Annotated in this window: 25 protein-coding genes and 1 pseudogene; 15 read left to right on the forward strand and 11 right to left on the reverse strand. The window is 43.5% G+C overall.

Annotation, left to right across the window (positions count from 1 at the left end):
* Positions 1-106: 106 nt before the first annotated feature.
* The 3 genes from A3K86_RS16905 to A3K86_RS16915 all read right to left on the reverse strand — a co-directional run bounded on the left by A3K86_RS16905 (position 107) and on the right by A3K86_RS16915 (position 2,254).
* Positions 107-1,171: an LPO_1073/Vpar_1526 family protein gene (locus A3K86_RS16905; RefSeq protein WP_068333828.1), complete on the reverse strand. Its 1,065-nt coding sequence runs from the start codon at positions 1,169-1,171 to the stop codon at positions 107-109.
* Entirely contained in the window at positions 1,164-1,343 is a 180-nt protein-coding gene (locus tag A3K86_RS16910) for a hypothetical protein (protein WP_068333831.1), read from the reverse strand. Before A3K86_RS16910 ends, A3K86_RS16905 begins: the two co-directional genes overlap by 8 nt.
* 119 nt (positions 1,344-1,462) lie before the next feature.
* A complete protein-coding gene (locus A3K86_RS16915; protein ID WP_068333834.1) occupies positions 1,463-2,254 on the reverse strand; it encodes a hypothetical protein in 792 nt (263 codons plus the stop codon).
* Positions 2,255-2,940: 686 nt separating this feature from the next.
* On the opposite strand from A3K86_RS16915, the pseudogene A3K86_RS16920 reads away from it, so the two are divergent.
* Together A3K86_RS16920 and A3K86_RS16925 are read left to right on the forward strand one after the other, a co-directional pair.
* Positions 2,941-3,126, forward strand: a pseudogene (locus A3K86_RS16920) (IS110 family transposase); the annotation flags it as partial.
* A gap of 82 nt (positions 3,127-3,208) precedes the next feature.
* Positions 3,209-3,871, forward strand: coding sequence for a GIY-YIG nuclease family protein (locus A3K86_RS16925; RefSeq protein WP_068333840.1), 663 nt, complete (start codon positions 3,209-3,211; stop codon positions 3,869-3,871).
* Positions 3,872-3,997: 126 nt separating this feature from the next.
* Here the strand turns inward: A3K86_RS16925 and A3K86_RS16930 are convergent, their stop codons facing one another.
* Complete coding sequence (locus A3K86_RS16930; RefSeq protein ID WP_068333843.1) at positions 3,998-4,621, reverse strand: hypothetical protein; 624 nt, start codon at positions 4,619-4,621, stop codon at positions 3,998-4,000.
* A gap of 445 nt (positions 4,622-5,066) precedes the next feature.
* On the opposite strand from A3K86_RS16930, the gene A3K86_RS16935 reads away from it, so the two are divergent.
* Complete coding sequence (locus A3K86_RS16935; RefSeq protein WP_068333847.1) at positions 5,067-5,429, forward strand: ArsR/SmtB family transcription factor; 363 nt, start codon at positions 5,067-5,069, stop codon at positions 5,427-5,429.
* A gap of 11 nt (positions 5,430-5,440) precedes the next feature.
* The gene (arsB, locus tag A3K86_RS16940; protein WP_068333850.1) at positions 5,441-6,466 is read left to right on the forward strand and encodes an ACR3 family arsenite efflux transporter; all 1,026 of its coding nucleotides are present in this window, start codon (positions 5,441-5,443) and stop codon (positions 6,464-6,466) included.
* Positions 6,467-6,514: 48 nt separating this feature from the next.
* Here arsB and A3K86_RS16945 read toward each other — a convergent pair whose 3' ends face one another.
* Positions 6,515-7,447 carry a LysR substrate-binding domain-containing protein gene (locus A3K86_RS16945; protein ID WP_068333853.1) on the reverse strand — a complete coding sequence of 311 codons (933 nt, stop codon included), beginning with the start codon at positions 7,445-7,447 and terminating at the stop codon, positions 6,515-6,517.
* Positions 7,448-7,537: 90 nt separating this feature from the next.
* On the opposite strand from A3K86_RS16945, the gene A3K86_RS16950 reads away from it, so the two are divergent.
* The 3 genes from A3K86_RS16950 (at position 7,538) to A3K86_RS16960 (ending at position 10,475) form a co-directional block, all read left to right on the forward strand.
* A complete protein-coding gene (locus A3K86_RS16950; protein ID WP_068333855.1) occupies positions 7,538-8,464 on the forward strand; it encodes a DMT family transporter in 927 nt (308 codons plus the stop codon).
* 52 nt (positions 8,465-8,516) lie between these two features.
* Positions 8,517-9,437: a coiled-coil domain-containing protein gene (locus tag A3K86_RS16955; RefSeq protein WP_068333858.1), complete on the forward strand. Its 921-nt coding sequence runs from the start codon at positions 8,517-8,519 to the stop codon at positions 9,435-9,437.
* 120 nt (positions 9,438-9,557) lie between these two features.
* Positions 9,558-10,475 carry a M14 family metallopeptidase gene (locus A3K86_RS16960; RefSeq protein ID WP_068333861.1) on the forward strand — a complete coding sequence of 306 codons (918 nt, stop codon included), beginning with the start codon at positions 9,558-9,560 and terminating at the stop codon, positions 10,473-10,475.
* Between the two features lie 79 nt (positions 10,476-10,554).
* Here the strand turns inward: A3K86_RS16960 and A3K86_RS16965 are convergent, their stop codons facing one another.
* The 5 genes from A3K86_RS16965 to A3K86_RS16985 form a co-directional block, all read right to left on the reverse strand.
* Entirely contained in the window at positions 10,555-11,685 is a 1,131-nt protein-coding gene (locus A3K86_RS16965) for an HlyD family secretion protein (protein ID WP_068333865.1), read from the reverse strand.
* Entirely contained in the window at positions 11,685-12,122 is a 438-nt protein-coding gene (locus tag A3K86_RS16970; protein ID WP_084406660.1) for a DUF3302 domain-containing protein, read from the reverse strand. Before A3K86_RS16970 ends, A3K86_RS16965 begins: the two co-directional genes overlap by 1 nt.
* An 83-nt stretch (positions 12,123-12,205) precedes the next feature.
* Positions 12,206-12,691: a GNAT family N-acetyltransferase gene (locus A3K86_RS16975; RefSeq protein ID WP_068333868.1), complete on the reverse strand. Its 486-nt coding sequence runs from the start codon at positions 12,689-12,691 to the stop codon at positions 12,206-12,208.
* A 41-nt stretch (positions 12,692-12,732) separates the two neighbouring features.
* Complete coding sequence (locus tag A3K86_RS16980; RefSeq protein ID WP_068333870.1) at positions 12,733-14,058, reverse strand: ABC1 kinase family protein; 1,326 nt, start codon at positions 14,056-14,058, stop codon at positions 12,733-12,735.
* 356 nt (positions 14,059-14,414) lie between these two features.
* The gene (locus tag A3K86_RS16985) at positions 14,415-14,966 is read right to left on the reverse strand and encodes a porin family protein (RefSeq protein ID WP_232322016.1); all 552 of its coding nucleotides are present in this window, start codon (positions 14,964-14,966) and stop codon (positions 14,415-14,417) included.
* Positions 14,967-15,446: 480 nt separating this feature from the next.
* Here A3K86_RS16985 and A3K86_RS16990 point away from each other — a divergent pair, with 480 nt between their 5' ends.
* The 3 genes from A3K86_RS16990 (at position 15,447) to A3K86_RS17000 (ending at position 18,227) form a co-directional block, all read left to right on the forward strand.
* Positions 15,447-15,617, forward strand: a complete 171-nt coding sequence (locus A3K86_RS16990; protein ID WP_068333873.1) for a XapX domain-containing protein — start codon at positions 15,447-15,449, stop codon at positions 15,615-15,617.
* A gap of 43 nt (positions 15,618-15,660) precedes the next feature.
* Positions 15,661-16,371 (forward strand): purine-nucleoside phosphorylase, encoded by a 711-nt coding sequence (gene deoD, locus A3K86_RS16995; RefSeq protein WP_068333876.1) that lies wholly within the window; start codon positions 15,661-15,663, stop codon positions 16,369-16,371.
* 365 nt (positions 16,372-16,736) lie between these two features.
* The gene (locus A3K86_RS17000; protein WP_415860040.1) at positions 16,737-18,227 is read left to right on the forward strand and encodes a transposase; all 1,491 of its coding nucleotides are present in this window, start codon (positions 16,737-16,739) and stop codon (positions 18,225-18,227) included.
* An 87-nt stretch (positions 18,228-18,314) separates the two neighbouring features.
* Here the strand turns inward: A3K86_RS17000 and A3K86_RS17005 are convergent, their stop codons facing one another.
* On the reverse strand, positions 18,315-18,947 hold the full coding sequence (locus A3K86_RS17005; protein ID WP_068333879.1) for an SDR family NAD(P)-dependent oxidoreductase: 633 nt from the start codon (positions 18,945-18,947) through the stop codon (positions 18,315-18,317).
* Positions 18,948-19,122: 175 nt separating this feature from the next.
* Between A3K86_RS17005 and dmeF the strand changes: the two genes are divergently transcribed.
* The 5 genes from dmeF to A3K86_RS22530 form a co-directional block, all read left to right on the forward strand.
* Entirely contained in the window at positions 19,123-20,034 is a 912-nt protein-coding gene (gene dmeF / locus A3K86_RS17010; protein ID WP_068333882.1) for a CDF family Co(II)/Ni(II) efflux transporter DmeF, read from the forward strand.
* Positions 20,022-20,438: a MarR family winged helix-turn-helix transcriptional regulator gene (locus A3K86_RS17015; protein ID WP_068333885.1), complete on the forward strand. Its 417-nt coding sequence runs from the start codon at positions 20,022-20,024 to the stop codon at positions 20,436-20,438. The genes dmeF and A3K86_RS17015 overlap by 13 nt, the downstream gene beginning before the upstream one ends.
* A gap of 250 nt (positions 20,439-20,688) precedes the next feature.
* Positions 20,689-23,523: a hybrid sensor histidine kinase/response regulator gene (locus A3K86_RS17020; RefSeq protein ID WP_068333888.1), complete on the forward strand. Its 2,835-nt coding sequence runs from the start codon at positions 20,689-20,691 to the stop codon at positions 23,521-23,523.
* 345 nt (positions 23,524-23,868) lie between these two features.
* On the forward strand, positions 23,869-24,819 hold the full coding sequence (gene tal / locus A3K86_RS17025) for a transaldolase (RefSeq protein ID WP_068333995.1): 951 nt from the start codon (positions 23,869-23,871) through the stop codon (positions 24,817-24,819).
* 146 nt (positions 24,820-24,965) lie between these two features.
* On the forward strand, positions 24,966-25,079 hold a 114-nt coding region (locus A3K86_RS22530), incomplete at its 3' end, for a hypothetical protein (protein WP_157599471.1).

A 25,079-nucleotide genomic window follows, 5' to 3' on the forward strand; every position in this document is an offset into this window, starting at 1 on the left:
GAGCAACGCAATACTGAAGCTACCGCATACCACCTTAAACACTAAAAGCAACGCATGGTATAAATGCCATGCGTTGCGAATCACTCTTAAACAGCTTGTTATACGATTACTTAATCCAAATACCCAAATCAAACTTGAGATTTACTTTCCGAGTATAGTTAGCTTGCGCTAGAGCAATGCCCACTGTTGTAAGTTGCATTTTAGATAGACGGCTATCTTCTCCTCCCCAATTGTTAATGAGGTCGGCTAAACCTGGAACTTTCTCTACTAACCAATCTTTTACTTCATTTTTATTCATCAGATTTGATGTAAATAACGATTTCAACTTACTAATATCTTGCTCTTCAAAACCAAGCTCTTCCGCTTTTTCGCCCAAGGCATCTTCAGTGAGGAGATTAAACTCAAGTAATGAAACCGTATGATAAGAATGCTTTAAAAGAGGCTTATACTTTTCACTGCTGTCGCCTATTGATGCTACAAATTGCTCCTCATCAAAACCTTTTTGAAACATAGCAGGGTATTGCCCAAGAATCAGCTCGGGTATTTCTTTGTACCAAGACGCATCCATCAACGTTACACAGCCACTATATGCAAGATGTTCAACCCAAGATTGATGCGGATTTTGCCCATTTCCGAATTTAAGCAATTCATTAGTAAAAAAATCGACTAATGCATTTTGAGAAGTAACGCCTCCCCTCGATAGACGAGTCAAAGCAAAGTTCATAGACAACATATCAAGTTGGTCAGGTGTTAATTTACTGACAACTTCTAGTGCTTCATCCAGAACAATTTGTTTAGTGTTTCTTTCTGGGGTAGATGCTCGTTGAACCAAGATATCTACTAGCATCCCTTCAAGATCTGCATCTCCGGTTTTCGCGTACTGTTTTTGGGCTTCATATAAAGCAGCCTGCATCGCAGGTTGCTGTAATTCAGTGATAGCTGATTCATGCTCTTCTTTTAGTTTACGTAAGAAACTGTCGGTCAACTCCTCTGCACGTGCTCGAGCCAATTGTGCGGCACTCTGAGATAACTCTAAGAAGTTGGCTTTATATACATCTAATGCAATAGTTCTTGCATCTGAATAAGAAATGCCATTGATGGTCACAGACTCAGCTTGTACATTTGTGGAATGATCTCCCCCTTGTTGTTTTTGGATATGATCGTTAATCATTTTTATTACCTATATTAATGTCACCACCCGCTTGATAATTCTTTGAGTTGTTACCAGATTTTTGAACCTGTTTCTTGTGTGATTTACTTTTGAAAATCCCAAAAACTAGCATCAAAACAGAAACACCAATACCACTAAAAAACCACTCTTTGTTTTCAATAAACCAGCTCATTTCTACTCCAATCGTATAACGCTTGGCATAAGGTGCGCCAGCGCATTACTTACAAAACCAAATACACTTCAAACCAAAACCGCCAAGTGTCAGGCGTCACCTTGATGCCTTTGTTAACACTACATTAACGATGATAATGCAGGTAAGAAGGGTAATAGTATTGTTAGGTGTGCTGACAATCCCTGCGTGAATTCTTTATAAGCTTCAACAAAGTTACCTTCTTTATGACTTTTTGATAAAACGAGAATATGATCATTAATCAGTTGGCGATCACTTTCAGATAATGTGTGTTCAGCTACAGCATTTTTCATAGATGTAAATATCTCTGGTTCTACATACTCACTTGTTATAGTTGCATTAACTCCCGTTGAGTTAACAACTATATTAGATCCAGTGATTCCTGAAATTTGAATTTTTGTTTGTGCTTCATCTTCCACTTCAATACCATTTTCTTGTTTATATAGTTTACTGTTTTTTAAATTTTCCAAAGTATTTCTAACTGTTAATGACATCTTTTTTTGTTCATTAAACAGCTCTACCATTTGATCAACAGACCATAACGAAACACCAAATTCTTTACATACTTCAAGTGCCTCTTCAACTATGTTACTGTAATTAGCATACAGGATAGAGCCTTCAAAATTATCGACAACTGCAGTTAAATTCGGAAACTTGACTACATCATGATTGATAAGTCCTAATTCATTTTGAGAAAACAATGCAAGAGTGCGACCTTTAACATACAGGCTTTCAACTAATACTCGCTTTTGTTTTTCAGTTATATTGAATATTCCGCTGTAGTCTTCGTTATGTTTAAGGTGAGACCAATATGAAGCATTTTCACCGAATGCTGCACCTGTATTAACAAGTTGCTCAATATCACCAGCAACTGAATCAAAATATTTCCTCAATTTTACTCCTAATTTAAACTTGTAGTGTTAACAGCTCTTTTCTACGCAGCCCTTGCGTATATCATGAATAACTTAAGAAATAATACGTGCACATTTCGTCTTATCTCTTCAGCTCAATATTCACATTTAAACCTGCTGGCTTAGCATTATATCGCCATACAAGATAAGCAATGTAACACACATCACAAATTGGGCATCTGTCATTTCTAGTATTGGACTGAACTAGCCCAAATATAAATTAATAACTTACAAAACGACTTCCAGTTTAAAAAGTTAATTTTTCCGTTAACAAGCTGGATTAAGAAAAGAATTCTAATAATAATCCGAATTATTAGCAGAGCTTAAGAAAATAGAGATAGGGTATTAGCTTATTACTGCCGTAGATGTGTCATAAGTGTAGTTGAAAACTTAGCAATATTAACATCAATATTAATTTTGTATTCCTGTAACGTAAATTTCAGACAAAAAAGCACCTGAGTGACCAGGTGTAGCTGATGCTTTATTGTCATTTTGTTCAGCGCCGTTTTTTAACCCTTGTAGCTCACGAATCCCCACAAAATACCTTTGTAGTTCAATAAGTAGACACACCTTACCTTCTGATCTAATGAACTCACCACAAACACAAAAGATTGAAAGCAAGATGCGTGCTCTTCAAATACTACACGAGTCGCAATAAAATCAATGCCCTAACATTCACAATAATGTCCGCTATGCAATGCAACCCAGTTTTTAAAACGACATATAAACGTTTATTGAGTGCAGGAAAGTCTAAGAAAGTCGCTATCATTGCTTGTGTTAAGAAGATGGTTATAACTCTAAATTCGATGTTGAGAGATGGAACTATATGGGATGAAAACAGCGCCAAAATTTAGTTATTGACGCCATACTCGTTTGTTATGCCAACCATATTTATTTGATACAATCAGAATGTCATACCCAAACAGTGAGTCACTTATGTTCTATCTATACCATATCCATCAAAAAGCTAAACCAGGTATTTATGCCGATGGGTATATTGGTATTACCGACGATGTGAACAGAAGACGCGAAGAACACTTTTCAAAACTCCGTCGAGGCGAGCACCCAAATTTCATGCTCCAAGATGCGTATGACGACTATGAACTAGAGTTTACTATAGTTACCGAAGCTAAAGAACGTGAAATAGTTGCTTCATTAGAAGAAAGTCTCCGTCCAGAAGCCAACATGGCTTGGAACCTTAAAAAAGGTGGTGAGGGTTCATCGGTGGAAGATCTATTGGAACGTCAATCCCCTGACACCCCACATTCGAGTAACAAGTATAAAACTACCAAGCGTTTGTCTGAAGAAGAAAGACATGAACTCCAAAAAGAAAAACACCGTCGCTGGATGGAAGATAGCCGCAGAAAAATGCAACTTGCAGACGCTAAAGAAAAACGAGAGGAAGAAAAACATCAAGCTTGGATGAAAGAACAAGAAAGAAAATCTCAGCACCATAATAAGAAAATTCGAGAACTAGACAAAAAAATCGCTCTTGAAGACGAAAAATATAGAAAGCAAAGCACTCAATTTGATGCTAAATCAATTGGTATAACTTTATTCGTTTTGTGGGTCATCATATCCATTTTTATGCATGGTTAAGCTGGGTGGCATAACGCCTGCAATAAGGTGTACCCCACTGAACCAGCAAAGCGCACCGGACTCCATATCAAAACCGCCGAGTGTAACGTATCACCTTGATTGCTTTGTTATATTCTGATTTACAACCTAACTGGCATTCTCTTCTAAGTGATTTTCTATCAACTGTATAGCCACAATATTTAGATCTTTGAAGTATATGAAATACTGAATCATGAACCGCAAAGCTGCGACAAACTCAACTTGGAAGAAACCAGACACACCTGATTTCAACCATGATTCGTAAATTTCTTCTTTCTCTTTGTTTGAGTGAGCAAGTCCACCATAAATTATTACTTCCATTAATTTTCTAATGGATATTTGACCTTTAGGGAAAGAAACGGTGGCTGGAGAATCAAGGTACTCATTAACTTTCTCCCTAGCTTCATTGAATAATTTTTGACCTTCTTCAGGGAACCAATCAGAATTATATATTTTTGATATAGATGCAATTGATAACCTATCATTGTTTTGAGTTAAAACCCTATAAGTTAATATAACTGCATCAATTTGATCTTCGTTGTAATCAGGCAAAGTTGATATTATTTCACCAGTTAAGGAAAATTCACCATTTCCTAAACTTTCAAACTCTACTGATTTAAATTCAGCAAAAGCTTCCGGTTCTTTATCCAAAAATTGCTTTGAGAACCCTGAGCGTTCTAACCGTTCCACCCTCTTATTGAAGGATTTCAATGTTTCCAATGCTTTCTGCATAATTTCCTCAGAATATAACAGCTCTTTTCTACGCAGCCATTGCGTATATCATGAATAACTTAAGAAATAATACGTGCACATATCGTCTTATCTCTTCAGCTCAATATCCACATTTAAACCTGCTGGCTCAGCATTATATCGCCACACAGGATAAGCAATGTAACACACATCACTTAATTGAACATCAAACACCTGAACTTAGTGTCGGTGTTACGTCGTGCAAGCCGTATCTTCAGTAAAAACCACTCAAAAACAGTCCAAACTGGAAACCGGAATTTCAGCAAATTCATCGAATTTTTATAAGTTATTTAAAAACAAATAGATAAGATGAAAAAGCCAGTCCAGTTTGGCCGGAAAGAATCCAGAACAGGACTGGAAACCACAAAACCATTTTATTCGACAGCTCAATACTTGATCATTTCAACATTTCTTGTATTATCGAAATATGAACAGAGAACAAGCTACGAGTATTTTTGAATCCCTTTCTTCTGGCGTTCGCCTAGATGCTTGGCGTCTATTGGTTAAAGCAGGTAGCAAAGGGTTGGTTGCGGGCGAAATGGCTACCGAGATGGATGTAGCACCAAACTCATTGTCGTTTCATTTAAAAGCCATGCTCCATGCGGGGTTAGTTACAGTAACGAAGGAAGGACGCTTTCAACGCTATCGCGCTGACATTCCTTTAATGCTGGATTTAATTAGCTATATGACAGAAGAGTGCTGTGCGAACGAGGATGAAAGCTGCACAACACCAACATCGAATTCCATTTGTCCTTCAGCTTCTTGCGCGGCTGAAACAAAAACTAAATAACGAGGCTTCTCATGGGTATTTTCGAACGCTTCCTCAGTGTTTGGGTCGGGCTTGGCATGATTGCAGGCTTAGTATTAGGCAACCAATTTCCTCAACTTTTCACCTTCTTGGGCGACTTGCAATACGCACAAATTAACTTGGTGATCGCAGTGCTTATCTGGCTGATGATCTATCCAATGATGATGCAAGTTGACTTTACGGCAGTCAAAAATGTGCATCGCCGTCCGAAAGGCTTAATCGTCACTGTGGTTGTAAACTGGTTAATTAAACCTTTCACCATGGCGCTATTAGCTATGTTATTCATGCGTCATATTTTTGGAGAATGGATCTCGCCCGATCTTGGCGAACAATACATTGCTGGCATGATCCTGCTTGGTGTGGCGCCATGTACTGCCATGGTATTTGTGTGGAGCCAGCTAACTAAAGGAGATGCGAACTACACCTTAGTCCAAGTTTCGATCAATGATTTGATCATGGTAGTTGCATTCGCCCCTATTGCGGCATTTTTACTAGGGGTAACGGATATTACCGTACCGTGGGATACGCTATTACTTTCTGTTTCACTGTTTGTGGTAGTGCCGCTGGTCGCTGGCGTGTTAACGCGCCGTGTGATCAATAATCAACAGAAACTAGATACCCTTGGCGCGACACTTAAACCGTTTTCGATTATTGGCCTTGTAGGTACGGTAATTCTACTGTTTGGTTTTCAAGCGCAAACCATTATCGAAAACCCAACAGATATCGTACTGATTGCTGTACCGCTCTTGATCCAAACCTACCTGATCTTCGCTATTGCTTATGTTTGGATGAAAAAGTGGGGGCAGCCACATAACGTTGCTGCACCGGGTGCCATGATTGGTGCATCAAACTTCTTTGAATTGGCTGTTGCTGTCGCTATCAGCTTGTTTGGTATTCACTCTGGGGCTGCATTAGCGACAGTCGTCGGGGTACTGGTTGAGGTTCCGGTGATGCTATCCCTGGTTGCTTACGCCAATAAAACTCGCCATACCTTCACAGCTGTAGAAGCAACCAAATAACGTCGTCACTGAAAGCGGTAAAGCCATTCTCGTATTTGGCTTTACCGCTTATCTAAATTGCTCTCGCAACCACGCACGCAGCATCAATACACTCTCACGTCGTAACTTGTCAGGATGACACGCAAAGTAAAAATCTTGATGCGGATTTTGGACCATAGGGCCAACCTCCACCAGCAAACCATCTGCAATATCATCTCGCACAAATTGGCGATGAGTGATCAACACACCTAAACGACGTATCGTTGCCTGAACCGCTTGGATAGATGCCGAAAAGCTTAAGTTTTTCTGATTAATTGGCATAGGCGTATGCGTATGTTCGCACCACACTTGCCAATCGAATTTACGACGATCATTGGTTACAAATATCGCAGGGTGATGCGCCAATAACCATCGTGCTAAGGCTAAATCTGTTGAGCTGGCTGTTGGTGGTAAATCTTGCCCATCAAAAGGAGCGGCTTCCACTAACAGCGGACTTGCCACCATCACCAGCTCATCTTCACCCAGCTTTTCACAATAATAGTCTTGCCATTCATTTGGCTTTCCGTGAATAAGCGCTACATCGACGCCTTCGCGTTCCAAATCAAATGTCCCTATGATGCTAGAGATCCTCACATCGAGTTGCGGCATCGTTTGTTGAAAATCCGGCACCCGTGGGATCCACCAATGTAACGCTAACGAGTGCACCATATTGATGGTGAGGCGATTCTCATGTTGCGTTTGGCTGAGTTCTTCCGTGGCTTGCACAATTTGCTCTAACGCGGGAGCCACTTTGCGATAGTACTTTTTACCAAGGTGATTTAACTCTACACGACGCCCTACTCGATGAAAAAGTGGCTGATTAAGCTGACTTTCCAACCCCTTAATGGCTTGGCTCACCGCCGAGTGACTCACACATAATGCCTCCGCCGCTTCGGTCATGCTGCCTAATTCAGCGACGGCAACAAAAGCATAAATCGATTTTAAAGGGACCAGCTTTCTCATCTGTAAGTTTTCCTAACAAAGATGTTCACTATTACTCGCTTTTTCTCTGCCAATGGCTGACTTAGGATCGCAGTATCAGAGGAGACAAGCATGACCCTAGATCACCGTCCGACATTATTGATGTTAGCCAGCACCTTTACCCTATCGCTCAATGGGGTTTTCGCCAAATGGCTAAGTCACGCTTTCACACCGGAATGGCTCAGCTTGCTCCGCTTTGCTTTACCTGCACTGCTACTTTTTACTTTTATGCTGTTTCAACAATGGCAAACGCCACCACGTAATATGTGGAAAGGGTTATTCATTCGCGCTTTATGTATCTCAGCCAGTCAATGGTGTTTTCTATACGCCATTAAGCATCTCAGCTTAGTGGAAAGCGTGGTGTTATTTAGCACAGGTCCCCTCTTCATCCCCTTGTTAGAAAAACTGTTTTTTCAAATTAAGGTTAAGCCGCTCACCATGCTCAATCTAACCTTGATGTTTATTGGTGTGATGCTTCAAGCGGGTGATCCTCAGGGCTTTTCACTCAAACCAGAGCTATTGATTGGATTAGCGGCTGGGATTTGTAACGCAGGCTCGCAACTAAGCTTGTACCGTGCAAGCAAAGGCAGTTTGTCACCATCGGCACTGAATGCATGGACATTTATGCTCGCCGCGCTATTACTGCTGCCAATCGCAACACTGAGCAGTACCAGTATCAATGAAGTCAGTGAAATTGTGTTCGCAACAGAGGCTCAAAATAGCCTACTGGTACCGGCTTTCCTCATCTTGCTGTCGCTGTGCATCATCAATACCCAAGTCACACGAGCAAAAGCCTATCGCTTAGCGGAATCAGGTTCTCAACTGGCACCTTTGATTTTCACTAACTTAATTTTCACCGTCATTTGGCAAGTCTGCTTTTTCCAACAAAGCATGGCATGGAATAAAGTGTTAGGAGTGAGTGTGATTATCTTTGCGAGCTTACTACACACCTTCCTACCAATACTGAAAAAGCGTGCCACGCTCGACGCTCTCAGCTAATGCTGTTACTGTTTGAATATTAGTGTAATTTCAAACGTATAAGGCTGAGAATATGAGCAAAGTGGTGAATGGTTTTACCAATCTGACCCGATTAGCGTTAGCAATCAGCATTGGCTACGTCGGGTACAGCATTACTCAGTTCAGCCACCAACTCGGGCAGTTAGCGCCCATCGTTGAGGAAGTAAAACAGGTACAAGCACAAGTACCCGGTATTCTGTTGCGAGTCGATACTATCACTGCACAAATTCCCGATATTTTGCAACGGGTTGATACCATTAATCAGCAGATCCCTGCGGTTTTAAAGCAAGTTGATGACGTTAACCAACAAATCACGCCTATTTTAACCCGTATCGATGCCATTAATGCTCAGATCCCTACGGTGCTGGCGCAGGTTGATGCGATAGAAAAACAGATCCCACCTATTTTGGCAGAGAGCCAGCAACTGCGTCAGCAAGTACCAAGTATCTTAAAGCAGGTCGATAATACCAACACCACCATCAAAGGTGTATCGCGCCAAATCCCTACCGTGTTAGCAGAAAGCCAAGCCATTCGTCATGACGCACCTATTTTGCTTGCCGATGCTCAACGTCTAGTAAGCGATGTGGAAACCGTAGGGCAACAAGCCTCTGAAGGCTTTGTCTCTGGCGTATTTACTGGCATTCTCAAAGCGCCACTATCAATCTTGCCGGACGGGACCCCCTTGTTTTCACGCACTTCATTGTCAGATAAAGATGAAAAGCTGATGAAAGAAGCCGTCGTGACCCTGTTAGACGTTGATAAAGTAGGCAGTCAGCAGTCATGGTTCAACTCCAGCAGCCAGATTGGTGGCGAAGTCACCTTATTCACTTCTCATGATGATCCGAATCAGTGCCGAGTGCTGAAAATTGAACTCACCAAAAAACGTCGCCAGTTGGAATCACGAGCCACAGAAGTTTGTAAAGACGCCAAAGGAAAGTGGCTACCTAAATCCTAATATTGAACACCAAAACCTAAGACTTAAAACCTAGCTCGTTATTTGGTCATTAATCATTAGATCATTGAGTGAATTGGTATTATCCTCAAATCTTCCGCTAAATTAAGCCTAAGGGACATTATGAAAAGCGCGCACACATATCCAATTGGTACTCAAGGACAACCTTGGGGTGAGCAAGAGAAAGCTGAATGGCTAGCTCAGGTAACCGTTAAACGTTCATATCAAGAAGAAGTTGTTACCAAAATCAACGCACTCGCCAAGCGCTTTACGCTAGAGCAATATGGTGCGCTTTCTTATGATGAAGCACGTTTCCCGCTGTACTCACTAAAAACCAAAAACTGGGATCCTGCCAAGCCAACCGTTTTAATTTCTGGTGGTGTTCACGGCTACGAAACCAGTGGCGTTCATGGCGCACTGCAATTCCTTGATACTGAAGCCGAAAACTACAGCGATACCTTCAACATTGTCGTGGCACCATGCGTGAGCCCTTGGGGTTACGAAACAATCAACCGCTGGAACCCAAAAGCGATTGATCCAAACCGCTCTTTCTATGCCGATAGCCCTGCAGAAGAATCTGCGGCACTAATGAAGTTAGCTGATTCTCTAGGTGATGTACTGGTTCACATCGACTTGCATGAAACCACAGATACCGACGAGCAGGAATTCCGCCCAGCGCTTGCGGCGCGTGATGGCAAAGATTACATTGAAGATTCTGTGCCTGACGGTTTCTACACTGTAGGTGATACTAAAAACCCACAGCCAGCATTCCAAAAAGCAGTGATCGATTCCGTTCGCACAGTGACTCACATTGCACCACCAGATAGCGAAGGCAATATCATTGGCTCTAAAGTCGAGCAAGAAGGCGTGATCAACTACCCAATGAAAGCCTTGAGCCTTTGTAACGGCATTACTGAGTGTACTTACGGCACCACCACCGAAGTGTACCCTGACAGCCCTCGCGTAACAGATCAAGACTGTAATAACGCGCAAGTCGCAGCCGTTGTTGGCGCACTGGACTACGTGAAAAAACAGCTGTAATCCTAATACTGTTGAGATTTAGCTAACATATAAACCACATCGGCAGCCAATGGCTGCCGATGTTATATCTCGTCAATATTTAATGATCTAAATACAGGTAGTTTTGCCAGCTTTTCATTCGGATCAATACCTTTCGCATCACAGACACATGCTCGAAGCTATCTGAATACACAGCAATTTCAACATTAGTTCCCTGCGGTAGTGAGTATTCACTTAGATCGTCAATCATTTTGAATTTCACCAAAGGACGCCCTTGGCGTTGCAGCATCTCAGAACCATACAAGGTTCCCTGTGCTTGCACTTGGCTTTCACCGATAGCAGGTAATACTTCTACAATTTCCGCTTTGAAGGTTTTGCCCGGAATGGCACGGAAAATCATGTCGGCTTCAAAACCTTTCTTCAGCCTTAATAATGAATTTTGACGAAAAGCCCCAACGAAAAACAAATCTTCTTTATGGACAAAAGTCATCACGGTACGCAGTGGCATCGGCAGCGCCATCATGCCCGGACGCAAAGTAACCTGAGACACATAACCATCAGTGGGGGCATGCACGACCGTTTCTGATAAATCAAACTTGGCTTTTCGCAACATTGCTTGGATCTGCGCCGTGGTGGTATTTTCACCTAAAATTTCCGACTCAAAAGCCAGTTTAGCTCGTCGTTCTTCTGCCTTTGCCGCTTCAAACGACGCCTCTGCACTTAGATAAAACTGACGTCGATTATCAACATCAGACTTAGTAAATGCTCCGCGCTTAAAGCCTTTTTCGTACCGACGATATTGCGCCAAAGTACGATCCCGCTCAGCCTGGGCTTTGGCAACCGTTGCTTGACTGGCTTTGTACGCTGCTTCTAACTCCAACACATCTTGTTCGGCTTCTGCCAATTGCGCTTGTAAGCGATTCACTTCAGCTTGATATGGCGTTGGATCGATTTTAAATAACACATCCCCTTTTTTGAGCATCACATTAGGCTGTACTGGCACTTCCGTTACCCGCCCGCGGACCCCGGGAATAATCGGGGTACTCACAAAGAACTGGCTACCTTGATTAGTATGTGGATGGTTATAGTTCATCAACAAAATCAAAGTCCCAATGAGTATCACGCCACCTAAGACCGCGGTTGGCACCGTCCATTTGTTTAACGGAATATTGAAGGTTTTAAAAATAAACACACACAAGGCGGCATAAGTGAGGATTAAAAGTAGATCCATTACTTCTCCTCCTGCTGTTTAATTGTCGATGATGTTTGTGGCTGAGATGCCGCTTCGTTAGCCCCTGATTCACTCAACTCAGGCTCTCGATAGGATTGAGATGATGGTTGCTCTAGCAGAGCAATTTTATGGCTGAGTAACTCCACTTGCGCAGATAGCGTATTGATCTGGTGATGAAGCTCATTTTGTTCAGCTTGGATTTTCTGAAAGCCCCACCCACGATCTTTGCGCCACAAGGTTGCCCAAATCCATAAGAAAGGCCACAAGGCATGCAAGGTAAATAAGCTTACCCACCCGGCATAGTGGATCGCATCTTGATGCGGATGATCCCGCTCTTTTGAAATCTCGTAGGGAATATCGTGGATCACTATGATGCCGTAAAACAGCACCAAGGCGACAAAGATAAGTAACCCCAATGCAAAGTAATCTAAGAACATCTTTCCTCCCTAAAAGATGGCATTGCTAGTTAGTGCTATTACTAAAACTAGCAGAGGATGACGCTTAGATTTCAAATATTTGCTTAATGTGAGGCTGGTAGGTTATCGATATATCGCGCAACAGATAATTGAAAAGGAATACATCCACCTGGGTGAAGTTCACCTTCTCCGGTTTGCTCAAAACCAACTGCACGGTAGAAGCCTTGAGCATAGGTTGAAGAGTTAAGGGTGATGACGGCATCAGGGTAACGCAGATAAGTCATTTCTACTGCACGTTGAATTAACGCTTGTGCGATGCCTTGATGGTGATAGCAAGGAGATACAAACAAATTAGATAAGCGATGAGGATGTTTAAGCAACAGCAAACCAACGACTTGCTCATCAACCTCGTACGCCAGATGAATATCTGGCTCTATTGCGGCTGAAAGCAAACTGGTGAGCATTTCTTCCACGCAACATGCCGCTAAATCATCGGCTTCATCAAGGTTAGTCGTCACACACTGACTAATCGCTTCTCGAATTAACCTGATCCCCGCTTGGGTATCTTTGGCTGTCATTGCTCTTATCATGCTTCCCTGCATTCCTTACCCATTAATTTCTAGAAAGTAGCCTAATATTGTCGACGATACGGTGCAAATAAACGACCTACATCCACTGTTGCTTTCAACTTCGCAGCCAACAAATACAGCCCGCCGAGTTTACGATGGAAGAAAATGGCATCCGCTGGCGGTGTATGCCAATAACCTTGCTCCATGCTCAGCGCGGTTCCCGCATCGCGAATACGTTTCGCAATATCGGTTTGACCAAAGTCATACTCACCATCAAATTTGAGCGGCTCACACGCATACTCGCACAAATCAATCACGGCTTGACGTTGTTCATCTCGAATTGGCTGACTAAAAAAGCCAATACATGCTAGTGCATCATCCATCACTTCACGGCGATCATCTACCGCTCCGTTCATCAATTGTTGATAACCTTCTGCGATAAACTCAGGGTAAGCGCGTGTCGCACCAAAGTCGAGCAGCACTAACTGCTGAGTTTCATGGTTGTATTGGAAGTTGGCAAAGTTAGGGTCAGTCTGCACCAAACGAAACTCGAACATTTCTCGAAATAGCAAAGTAAAAGCCAATTCAATCACACGATTGCGAACCGAAGGTGCGGCATTGGTGAGTTTTTCAATCGGCTCACCTTCAACGAAGCTCATCGCCAAAATATGCTCGGTGGTAAGATCATCGTAGATCTCAGGCAATAAGAAGTTGTTATCATCGGCTAATAACGAAGCATACTGACGCAACAATTTAGCTTCGAGCAGGTAATCCGCTTCATCACGGAGCTGCATTTTCGCTTCTTCAAGCAAACCTTGGTAATCCACCTCTTTGGGGATCAAACCCGAAACTTTCAGCAGGGTTGCCACATTATCAACATCACTTTCGATGCTCTCTTTAACGCCTGGGTATTGGATCTTTAGTGCCAAGTAGCGCCCATCTTTAGTATGGGCAGAGTGCACTTGCCCAATCGAGGCGGCAGCAATCGGATAGAAGGTAAATTGCTCAAATTGGTTTTGCCAATCATCTTGCCATTCGCGCTCTAACACATGGTTAAGTTGGCTGATCGGCATAGGTTTCGCATCAGATCGCAATCGAGAAAGTAACTCTGTCAGTTCAGGTGGCAGCAGATCTCCCGCATCCATAGATAACAACTGACCCACCTTCATTGCCGCACCGCGCAACTGTGCCAGTTGATCGGCCACCCGCTTGGCGTTGGCAGGCGTTAGTAACAAATCACTGGCTTTGGGTTTATTACCCTTGGCGATTTGCCTTACCCCTTCAGCCACCATCCCACCCGCAACACGTGAAGCAAGCGAGCCCAATTTCGTCATTCGAGAAAGGCGGCTACGCGGCACCGCAGCGTAAGATTTGTCGTTATCTTTCATCGCAACCCTTAATATGCATAAAATTTCACCACAGCATTGTAGCAAGCTCCAACAAGAGCAACGACCACAAATACACGGCAAGTGACGATTTACTATCAAAGCTGTGTCTTAAAAAAGACTCTACAAAGATACGCACTAAACCAGTAGGAAGTTCAATGACGGTGTTGGGTTATCAGGCAGTTATATAAAGAGGAAGCAATAAAATGACGTCTTTAGATAACAGTGCGCCATCATTGATGGCTAAGCAACTACGAGGCAGGTAGCCACATAAAACATCACAAACTCATGGCGCACATTTATCATTTCGGTACTAGTCTGATTATATTGAAATTTGAAGCTCAAGTTAGAGACTGGCTTTAAATACCAAAACCAACAGAGAAAATAATGGCGTTATTTTCTACTTCACCCATATCACGATATTCGTAACCTAACGTTAAATCCACCACGGGGATCATGGTAAACACTACCCCAGCACCGCCAGTGAAACCCCAACCTTTTTCGGTTTGCTTATTCCCTGCAAGCTCGCGATCTACGTTGTAGTAGTTAGTACCCGCTTTCGCATACACAGAACCTATCACTAACGGCAAATCACCTCGCAAGGTAATAGGAAAAGTGGTGTAATCAATGTCGTTCTTTGCTGAACCAAACTTCGAATCAACCTCGGCACTCCCTTGTGCCAAGCCTGCATTCACACTGAAAATATCATTTATATGGTAAGTACCATGAATACCGTATTCATAACCGTAGTCACTGTTTCCGTTATAAGAGATGCGTGAACCACCAGCACTTGCGCCTACCGATACCCCAAGTAAATCTGCCGATGCCACCATCGGCAGCAAAGCGATTGCCGCCACCAGCCACCTTTTCATCGCAAAACCATTTTTCATCACAGCCGTCCCCTGCTTCATTATTTTGAAATCTTTCATCCAAAATAATCATCGTTCTTAACCATTCACCGTGCCAATTTGTCTATCTACTTAGATCACAAAATTTGCTTTTATTGTGAAATTTTGCCGTGATTTACAATGCAATCCATTACAAATAGGCATATTTAGTGAAATTTCATGCAAGCATTTCCTTACACCAACACCACAGGTAAACAAGATTAAATTCAACAACTTAAATGGATAAAAATCAAACCAACTGACATTTCTACCAATAAAACACGCCAGAATAGCAAACGATTACGTTCGCTATTTCAACACAAATGGTAATCAACAGGTGTTTTTCGATTTAGGGTAAGGCAAAATGTGATCATGATCGCGAGATAAACCGGCTCAGCTCCCTAAACTAGCCCCATATCGAACGGCAATAAAACAAAAGGCCATTAGAGCTAACATGCCGTCAACATTGTTTTTTTCTATGCGACACACAACGAGGGTAAACACATGAGCGAGATTCTACTTGCAACTTTTGCAGGTTTAATCGTTGGCGTATTTTTTTCAGCGATTAAACTTCCACTTCCGGCTCCACCAGTACTGCCGGGTATCATGGGAATCGTAGGTGTTTACCTCGGCGGTGTGGCGTATCAAAACATTGTTGAACGCTTTTTCTCTTAATCAGGCTTTATTTTTAGAACAACATTCAAATCAGGAGTAAGCTATGGCTACCCCACATATTAACGCAGAACTTGGTGATTTCGCTGAAACAGTCCTAATGCCAGGTGATCCGCTACGTGCAAAACTAATTGCTGAGACTTTCCTAGAAGATGTGAAGCAAGTGTGTGATGTACGCAATATGTTCGGCTACACGGGAACTTACAAAGGTAAGCGTATCTCGGTAATGGGCCACGGCATGGGTATCCCATCTTGCTCAATCTACACTCACGAGCTAATCAAAGACTTTGGTGTGAAAAACATTATCCGTATTGGTAGCTGTGGTGCAGTGCACGATGACGTGAAACTGATGGACGTGATTGTTGCTATGGGTGCATGTACGGACTCTAAAGTAAACCGTATTCGTCTAAGCAACCATGACTTCGCTGCGATTGCTGACTACAGCATCCTAGAAAAAGCGGTTCATCATGCACGTGAGCAAAAAGTACCAGTTCGAGTAGGTAACGTATTTACAGCAGATCTATTCTACACCCCAGAAACTGAGCTATTCGCGAAAATGGAAAAGCTAGGCATTCTTGGTGTTGATATGGAAGCGGCTGGTATCTACGGTGTTGCTGCTGAACTAGGTGCAAAAGCACTAACAATTCTAACTGTTTCTGACCACATCAAACGCGGTGAAAAACTAAGCTCAGACGATCGTCTGAAGTCTTTCAACGACATGATGAAAGTTGCGCTAGAAACAGCAATCAGCATCTAAAAACTGGGCTTTGCCCAAAGGTGGTGGTGTTTTTCCCCGAGGCATCACCACCAGCCCTAATACCAAACCAGATTAGTCTTCTTTTACGCTATTTTTACGCGTCTTCAGTTAGTCTGGTTCGGTATTAGTGCCCACAAGGAAACCTCATCTTGAATCTTCAAGGCGATAGCAAGGTTGCAGCTCAATATTTTGTAAAATGTGGCGTCTTACACAATTTGATTGCATAGAATAAGCAAACACAACGCTAATTCTGTCATGCATCCTTTCTTATGTTTCTTTGTGGGCAGCTAATACCCCAACTCGCGACCACGCTCACACCCTAATTGATAAAAATATACATTGCTTGCAGATGGTAATAAGCTGAAATGATGACATCACAGCCACCAGTATCTAGCCAGCCTTTGCTTCCAGAGGCGGCCGAACACTTACAACTCAACCATTGTAAAACGGTTGGGTGTAGCAATTATGGCTCTAAAAATCCGGATGATTATGTCATTCAGCGAACCAACCCTAACCGACCGACATTGGTGTGCCGAGAGTGTGGTGCTTTTCCGCCTGTAATGAACAACCAAGATGTGGTTGACGAACTCACCCGTTTAAAACTCACCCAAAGCAGTGGCTTGCCTGCGTGTAGCAACCAAGAATGTAAAAACCTTGGCTTACCTGTACTCACTCATCGCCATCTTTATCATGCTTTTGGCTATAGTGGTGATCGTCAGCGTTACCGTTGTAAATGCTGCCAAGCAACCTTTGTTGATCGCTGGTCTGGCTTTAATAATAAACACTTGGTGCAGCAAAAATTACTGGCGATGTTATTTACCGGTCACGCCGTGCGCGATATTTGTCGTCGCCTAAGTATGAATCCGAAAACCTTTTACGATCAGCTGTCACACATTGCCAGCCGTTGTCGTCGCCAATTGGCGATGTTCGATGCGCGTTTATTCAAACATGCTAAAGAGTTGTCGTTGGCCTCGAATCTCACCCCGCTTCAACCTCACAGTGACAACGGTGTATTGTGGATTGCCAGTTGTGAAGCTTCGTCCGGTTATGTGGTTGGTCAGCACTTAAATTACCAAGCAACGGATCACGAAGATAAACACCTTGAGCACGACCCATTCCAAGTAGGCACGCGCTTTATGGCGCCGCCATCGGTCAAACTCACCGAGGTAACAACACAGCCATCACAAGGTATTTTGGCACGAGTTGATAGCAAGTATCGTGAAGTGTTAGCCCGTCCGCACTTGGAAGACCCACTCAGTAACCAAGTACGGGTGAATTACCCTACCAAAGGCTGTTTGATCCGCCCACAGTACACGGTTTATGCCCACTATTTACAGCTTCAAAGCCAGCTTGATTACAATCAGCAATTGGCGCTGTTTATGCCGCAAGAACCACTAATGCGCTCAGCTGTGGTCTCCATTTTCTTGGATCGCATTAAGCAGAAAACCATCCACCCAATTTATATTGAGCAAGATACTGCGTGGCAAGAAAACATGCAGGCGGAACGCATTGATATCGTGTTACTGGGTTGGTGGCGAGATCGTTGGGCATTTACCCGCATCAATGAGATCAGCAAAGGTATCTGTCACTTGGCTGGCGAACGTGAGAACGAGCGTTTCTGGCTCAATACCGCGAGCGATCGGGCAATTTTGCAATACCAACAACGCTTCCACGATCACTTTGCTCAACTAGTGGATGAACCACGCCGTAAACTGCGCCCTGCAGGCTTGTTACCACTGCTGGATATTTACCGCGCGTGGCACAACTTATGTCGCCAAGACCGTAACGGGCAAACCCCAGCGCAGCAAATGGGCTTAACCGCCGCGCCATTAACGCTGGAGCAGCTACTGAGCTAATCGCTGTTATAGCAGCGCATTTCATTACCAAAAGCCTAACTTCGGTTAGGCTTTTCTGTAGCTAACTAACGATGTCAGCTTTAAAAATCAATAGGTTAAGTTTGGATCTACGCACTGGTAAATTTGACCTAAGCTATCGTCAGCCACTAATAATTGATGTGCAAGACGAGCGACTTCGCTTCGCGTGATCACCCCGTGTGTTTCAACACCTTGAGACAACACACCTTGCTCGGTCACATCACCGTCTTTCAAGCCCCCCGGACGCAAAATGGTGTAATCCAGTGTACTGGTTTGCAACCAAGATTCAGCCAGTGATTTATCACGCAATACAAAGCCAAACCCTTGCTTAGCGCGTTCAGATAGATACTGCCATGAATCACCACAGCCTAACGATGTCACCAATAGAAAGCGTTTAATTTCATTGGCTTCTAGGGCGTTAATCAAATTACGGTGCCCAATGTAGTCCACTGGCACTTCAGCTTTATAACTGCCCATGGTTGAGATTACCCAAGCATCACTCGGCAAAGCAGCAACGGTTTGTTTCACTTGCGCTTCATCAACGGCGTCACACGCCAAGCTCTCAATCGATAACTCTGCGAGTTTTGGTTTTTTCTGCGGATTACGCGCGACTGCGATCACTTTGCAATCTTGATGATAAAAATACTCCACCATTGCTGCGCCTAAACCACTTGCTGCACCAAAAATCACTACTGTTTTCATCGTTCATTCCATCCAAATGATAATAAGAACAGTTTGCACTAAAACATTAATGATAACTAGCCTCGGATTTTCGTTACTACACTCAGATCAGACCAATTTTAAATTTAATATTGTTTGATTATCAAAATAGATCAATAATCAAATAACTTGATAATCAAACTATAATTACAACACTATGCATACTCTTGAGCACCACCACAATTTCACGGCAATCAATCATCAAGGTGAACGACGCACTTTGTACGTATTGCTGTTAACGCTGACAGCGATGATTGCAGAAATTACCGCAGGCACCATCTACGGCTCTATGGCGCTATTATCTGACGGCTGGCATATGGGCACACACGCCGCTGCTTTCTGTATCACGCTTTTCACTTATCGTTACGCCAAAAAACACAGTAACAACGGTAAATTTTCTTTTGGCACAGGTAAGGTCAGTATTCTTGGTGGCTACACCAGTGCCATTGCCTTGGGTATTGTGGCGCTGTTGATGATTGTAGAATCCACGCACCGCCTCTTTAACCCTCAAGCTATTCAGTTTAATGAAGCCATTATGGTGGCAATCATTGGTCTCATCGTGAACTTAGCCAGCATGCTACTACTGCACGACCATGATCATCACCACGATCATCATCACGCAGAAGATACGCACAAACATCACGACCACAACTTACGCGCCGCGTACCTGCATGTGCTGGCAGACACACTCACCTCGGTATTAGCGATAGTGGCTCTGCTATTTGGTAAATATTTAGGCTGGAACTGGCTCGACGCCTTGATGGGTATTGTTGGTGCGCTTGTGATCGGTAAGTGGACACTAGGCTTACTAAAACAAACCAGCCCGATCCTGTTAGATGAAAGCATTGATGATAACTACAAGCAGCAAATCCTGACGCAACTCGCCCCGTATGCCACAGTACAAGACCTTCATGTGTGGAAAGTGAGTGGTCATCATTACTCCGCAGCCATCACTATCACTTCACACAGTGATAAAACCGTTGCGGAATATAAACAAATGCTCGAGAAGTTTGATAAAATTCACCACCTTACTCTTGAAGTTCATCCAGCGGCACTATGCGAAACCTAGAAAAATTAAATCAAACCGTCACTGAGTTTTACGACAAAATGTCATCGTGGGAGCAGTCTGTTGTTAAAGAGACAGGCTACTCTCTGGCACAAATTCACACGATTGAAGTTTTAGGTATCCACGGTGCACTGCGCATGAAAGAGCTCGCGCAAAAACTCGGGATCACCACAGGCACACTCACGGTACAAATCGAAAAGCTGGTGAAAGCAGAGTTAATAGAACGCTGCCCACACCCAACAGATCGCCGTGCGATTGTGGTGGCACTCACTCCTAGCGGATTAGAGATCCACCGCCATCACAATCAATTACACCTTGAGTTGATTAAAGATCTAACGCGGAATATCGAGCCAGAACATGAAGCTATCTTTCTCGCCTGTTTAGAGAAAATGAATCAAGAGTTTTAGCCCTCATCCTTTAATGCTACTGATTGCATTTTTATCCGCGGGGATTTGATGGGTTGCTCACACATTCTTTAACTGCTGCCAGATTTCCCCGCCAAAGGAGCGCTTTAGCCTCGCTCCACTGATATATTTGTTTACATTATGTTAACGCGAATGTGTGAATTGTTAGTGCTTTATGCCTAGATATAAAGGCACCATCTACTAACATTGCATATAAGAATAACTGTGTATTCAAAACAGGGATCAGTGGTAAATGCAGTTTTTTCCTAAACGTATAAAACCTATTTTATTAGGCAGTATGCTCTGCGTCGGCATTCTGCCCGCCTTCATGTATAGCTGGACCAGTAGTGAAAAATTATCCAGCGTTGCGCTAGAGCAGATCGCCGATGGCATGTTAAGCCGCAGTAAAATTGCCGCTCAAAACCTAGATGATATCTTCCAGCACAATATCGATTACTTATCCGATCTCGCTTATGCGCCAGCGTTGGCCTCACAAGGCTTAAATCAGCAAAATAGTGATACAGCGCTCCTAGCATCCGATTACCTTGCTCATTTAAGCCAATCGCATCATGCCTTTAATGCCATTCACTTGATTGAACGTAGCAATCAATACGGTATTGCCAATTACAACATTGTGGCTTCATCGCAACCCGGCACGGTGAACTTAGAGAAAGAAGTGGCGAAATTCAGTCTTGATCAATTCGCACAACTTGAACAAAAGCTCGCGAACTCTAACCGCCCTATTGAGCTTTATGTGCCGCCAAACATCGCGCAAGCGCCCTGCTTATTTTTCATCACTCGCGTGGCAGACTCAAAAACCCCACGTTTTTTACTTATTGAATATCGACTTAGTGAAATCAACGAGCGTTTGATCTTTTTAGGCGATGCCATTAGTGAAACTGATTACGCCTTTATTATTAACTCACACGGCGAAGTGATGTTAGCCGGAGCTCATCAAGGGCAAAGCCTACAAACTTTTGCTGATTTTAAATTCAATATAAAAGCGCAACCGACTCTCGCGCCGAAAGCGCAACTTTTCCAGTACCAAGACCGCTATGGCGAAGGCTTTAGCGCCACCATAACGCCAATTACAGCATTACAAGGAAAAGGGCTACCAAATTGGTCACTGGCTACCGTTACGCCACAGAAGGCGGTCACTAAATCGATCGATGAATTACACCGCTACTTTATGTTGGCACTACTATTTACCGCAGTGGTAATTATTGTGCTCTCGATTGGCCTAACACGTAGGATCACCGCCCCGCTCACCAAGCTATCACGCTTTGCGGCGCAGTTTAAATTAGGCAATTACTCGCACAGTGCCAACTTTGAAGGGCCGCACGAGTTTCAGGTTCTGCATGACGCCCTAAACCAAGGGGCTGATAAAATTTCCTACGATACCAACCGCTTGAATCAGGCATTGCACAAAGCGAAAGCTGCTGATCGGGCAAAATCTGCGTTCTTAGCGAACTTATCTCATGAAATCCGCACCCCAATGAACGGGATGCTCGGGTTATCGCAGCTTCTGCTCAAAACCGACCTGACCCGAGAGCAAGAACATCACCTCAACAGCTTGCTTGATTCAGGTAAACACATGATGTCGCTGCTCAATGACATTCTCGATTTTTCAAAGATTGAGCAAGGTCAGCTCAAACTGGATAAAACCAATTTCTGCTTCACCGACTTGGTTGGCACTATCGAGAGTACTTACCACTCACTAGCAAAAGAGAAAGGGATCGAATTTCACATCCAATGTGAGTTTGATAAGAGCCAGTGGTTCATCGCAGATAAAGCGCGTATTCGTCAGATCTTATTTAACCTGATCAGCAATGCCATCAAGTTCACCGACCAAGGACAAGTGACTGTGATCCTCAAGCTACAAGATGGCAATGAAAGAGGACAAAAGCAGCTCACCATAGTGACCCAAGATACCGGCATTGGTATCGCAGAGTCGCGTATCAATCAAATCTTTAATCCTTTTGCCCAAGCTGAGGTTTCAACCAGCCGCCGTTTTGGCGGTACAGGATTAGGGCTAAGCATAGTGCGTCAATTAACCGAATTGATGGATGGCAAGGTTGAACTCACCAGTGTTGAAGGTGAAGGATCGACCTTCACGGTTAATTTGATGCTAGAGCAAGGTCACTTTGAAGCTCACCAGCCCCAGCATGTTGAGTTTGACCACAGCGCATTTGAAAACCTCAAAGTATTAATCGTTGAAGATAACCACCTTAATACCTTGATCATTGAAGCCTTCTTACAGCAACGTGGTTTTCAAACCACCTCGGTTGAAAATGGCGCTGAAGCTTTGTCGATCCTCCAGCACAAGGTATTCGATGTAATTTTGATGGATAACCACATGCCGGTCATGGATGGCATTGAAGCGACACGCCGTATTCGCCGCCTAAGCACCGAAATGCGCAAAGTACCTATCTTTGCTTGTACCGCAGATGTATTTGAAGAAACTCAGCGCAACATGCTGGCAGCTGGTGTCGACTGCGTCATCACTAAGCCTTTAGATGAGCGCAAGTTACTGGACGCCCTACAACGCTTTAAATCCAAAATCACCGCCATGGCGCAATTAAGAGAAAAAGCGCAGCTCGCAGAAAATGTACAACTGAAAGAAGATTCAGAACGAGGGAGTACCTCACCCCAGAAAATAACGGCAGGTGAAAACAACAAACCGTTAACCCACAACAGTGACAACGCTGCACCACAACATAAAAAGCAAGGGTCTTATCAGCATGTCAGCCTCTCAGATTTACTTGAGATGATGGACAACGATCATGACATCGTACAAACCTTCTTAGTGATGTTTGCCGATGAGCATGCTCAAGATATAGAGAAATTAGAGCAAGCCCTAAGCGAACAAGATTTCAGCCAAGCGATTTTGATCAGTCACTCACTCAAAGGGGCATCAGGCAGTATTTGCGCCGATGGCGTTCGCCAAGCCGCCACTTTGGTGGAAAAACAAGTCAAAGCCAACGCGATCCCTGCCGAGGCAGATATCGCCAACTTGCGTGAACAACTCAATTTGCTGGTAAAAGAAATTCGCAGCCATGCGCAAAAAGAAAGCGAAATGGTGTTATAGAAGTGAAAAAGATGGCTTACAATGTGAACATTTGATCACACCAAAGATCATACGCTCACACTGTAAGCTTGTGTCTTGGGTTTTGAAATCGCATAGACGCTGCATAAAAACGGTCAAAACACAGAAAAAGCTGCCAAAAGTGAGATCAAAGCACGATTTACTGCGCATTCAAATTGACAGAAAATGCGAAAAAGATAATTATCAAACCATCAATTGCTCTCAAGCAAACCAAATGTTCACTCATTGGATATTTGGTACAAACATAAGATGTCGCAAGCTGGTATTGCACTGATAGTTATCCTTACTAGCATTGAGACAGGTCCAATACGTAAAAGGTCTAAAGATATGAGCACTAAACTTGAACAACTGCGCGCGCTAACTACTGTTGTTGCTGATACTGGTGATATTGAAGCAATCAGCAAATACAAGCCAGAAGACGCAACAACGAACCCATCGTTGATTCTGAAAGCCGCTCAAATCACTGAATACAAACCTCTTATCGAAGCGTCTATTGCTTACGCGAAAGCACAGAGCGATGACAAAGCACAGCAAGTTCAAGACACTTGCGACATGCTTGCAGTAAACATTGGTAAAGAAATCCTAAAAGTTGTACCAGGTCGTATCTCAACTGAAGTTGATGCACGTCTTTCTTACGACACTGAAGGCAGCGTGGCAAAAGCACGTCAGCTTATCAAAATGTACAACGATGCTGGCATCACTAACGATCGTATCCTGATCAAACTAGCATCTACTTGGGAAGGCATCCGCGCGGCAGAGATCCTAGAAAAAGAAGGTATCAACTGTAACCTAACGCTTCTATTCTCATTCGCTCAAGCACGTGCATGTGCTGAAGCTGGTGTATTCCTAATCTCACCTTTCGTTGGTCGTATTATGGACTGGTACAAAGCGAAAGAAGGTCGTGACTTTGAAGCGCAAGAAGATCCAGGTGTTATCTCTGTAACTAACATCTACAACTACTACAAAGAACACGGCTACAACACAGTTGTTATGGGCGCAAGCTTCCGTAACACAGGTGAGATCCTAGAACTAGCAGGTTGTGACCGTCTAACAATCAGCCCACAACTTCTACAAGAACTAGAAGATGCACAAGGCGAAGTGGTTCAAAAACTAGTAGCAACAACTGAGCTTAAAGAGCGTCCAGCAGCGATGACTCACGCTGAGTTCCTATGGGACCACAACCAAGATGCAATGGCGGTTGAAAAACTAGCTGAAGGTATCCGCAACTTCGCAGTAGACCAAGGCAAACTGGAAGCAATGATTGCTGACATGCTGTAAGAATTTTGGCTAGATAGCACGAAATCACTTCAGGTGCGCATTAAGTCATCAATTGATGCGCACTTATTCCCCCCTTCTTGCTATCTATCTCTATAATTTGATTTCCCTATTTTTATTCTTTATTTCGAATTTACACGGTAATGACTATGGATCGTAAGCATCTAGCTAATGCAGTTCGTGCGCTAAGCATGGACGGTGTTCAACAAGCTAACTCAGGTCACCCTGGTGCGCCAATGGGTATGGCTGATATCGCTGAAGTA

This window comes from Photobacterium jeanii, assembly GCF_001650345.1.
Lineage (GTDB): Bacteria > Pseudomonadota > Gammaproteobacteria > Enterobacterales > Vibrionaceae > Photobacterium > Photobacterium jeanii.

Bases quoted from the DNA above. Each gene is read 5' to 3' on its own strand.
- A3K86_RS16905 (WP_068333828.1), bottom strand. From the start codon at position 1,171: ATGATTAACGATCATATCCAAAAACAACAAGGGGGAGATCATTCCACA.
- A3K86_RS16910 (WP_068333831.1), bottom strand. From the start codon at position 1,343: ATGAGCTGGTTTATTGAAAACAAAGAGTGGTTTTTTAGTGGTATTGGT.
- A3K86_RS16925 (WP_068333840.1), top strand. From the start codon at position 3,209: ATGTTCTATCTATACCATATCCATCAAAAAGCTAAACCAGGTATTTAT.
- A3K86_RS16930 (WP_068333843.1), bottom strand. From the start codon at position 4,621: ATGCAGAAAGCATTGGAAACATTGAAATCCTTCAATAAGAGGGTGGAA.
- A3K86_RS16935 (WP_068333847.1), top strand. From the start codon at position 5,067: ATGAACAGAGAACAAGCTACGAGTATTTTTGAATCCCTTTCTTCTGGC.
- arsB (WP_068333850.1), top strand. From the start codon at position 5,441: ATGGGTATTTTCGAACGCTTCCTCAGTGTTTGGGTCGGGCTTGGCATG.
- A3K86_RS16945 (WP_068333853.1), bottom strand. From the start codon at position 7,447: ATGAGAAAGCTGGTCCCTTTAAAATCGATTTATGCTTTTGTTGCCGTC.
- A3K86_RS16950 (WP_068333855.1), top strand. From the start codon at position 7,538: ATGACCCTAGATCACCGTCCGACATTATTGATGTTAGCCAGCACCTTT.
- A3K86_RS16955 (WP_068333858.1), top strand. From the start codon at position 8,517: ATGAGCAAAGTGGTGAATGGTTTTACCAATCTGACCCGATTAGCGTTA.
- A3K86_RS16960 (WP_068333861.1), top strand. From the start codon at position 9,558: ATGAAAAGCGCGCACACATATCCAATTGGTACTCAAGGACAACCTTGG.
- A3K86_RS16965 (WP_068333865.1), bottom strand. From the start codon at position 11,685: ATGGATCTACTTTTAATCCTCACTTATGCCGCCTTGTGTGTGTTTATT.
- A3K86_RS16970 (WP_084406660.1), bottom strand. From the start codon at position 12,122: ATGTTCTTAGATTACTTTGCATTGGGGTTACTTATCTTTGTCGCCTTG.
- A3K86_RS16975 (WP_068333868.1), bottom strand. From the start codon at position 12,691: ATGATAAGAGCAATGACAGCCAAAGATACCCAAGCGGGGATCAGGTTA.
- A3K86_RS16980 (WP_068333870.1), bottom strand. From the start codon at position 14,058: ATGAAAGATAACGACAAATCTTACGCTGCGGTGCCGCGTAGCCGCCTT.
- A3K86_RS16985 (WP_232322016.1), bottom strand. From the start codon at position 14,966: ATGAAGCAGGGGACGGCTGTGATGAAAAATGGTTTTGCGATGAAAAGG.
- A3K86_RS16990 (WP_068333873.1), top strand. From the start codon at position 15,447: ATGAGCGAGATTCTACTTGCAACTTTTGCAGGTTTAATCGTTGGCGTA.
- deoD (WP_068333876.1), top strand. From the start codon at position 15,661: ATGGCTACCCCACATATTAACGCAGAACTTGGTGATTTCGCTGAAACA.
- A3K86_RS17000 (WP_415860040.1), top strand. From the start codon at position 16,737: ATGATGACATCACAGCCACCAGTATCTAGCCAGCCTTTGCTTCCAGAG.
- A3K86_RS17005 (WP_068333879.1), bottom strand. From the start codon at position 18,947: ATGAAAACAGTAGTGATTTTTGGTGCAGCAAGTGGTTTAGGCGCAGCA.
- dmeF (WP_068333882.1), top strand. From the start codon at position 19,123: ATGCATACTCTTGAGCACCACCACAATTTCACGGCAATCAATCATCAA.
- A3K86_RS17015 (WP_068333885.1), top strand. From the start codon at position 20,022: ATGCGAAACCTAGAAAAATTAAATCAAACCGTCACTGAGTTTTACGAC.
- A3K86_RS17020 (WP_068333888.1), top strand. From the start codon at position 20,689: ATGCAGTTTTTTCCTAAACGTATAAAACCTATTTTATTAGGCAGTATG.
- tal (WP_068333995.1), top strand. From the start codon at position 23,869: ATGAGCACTAAACTTGAACAACTGCGCGCGCTAACTACTGTTGTTGCT.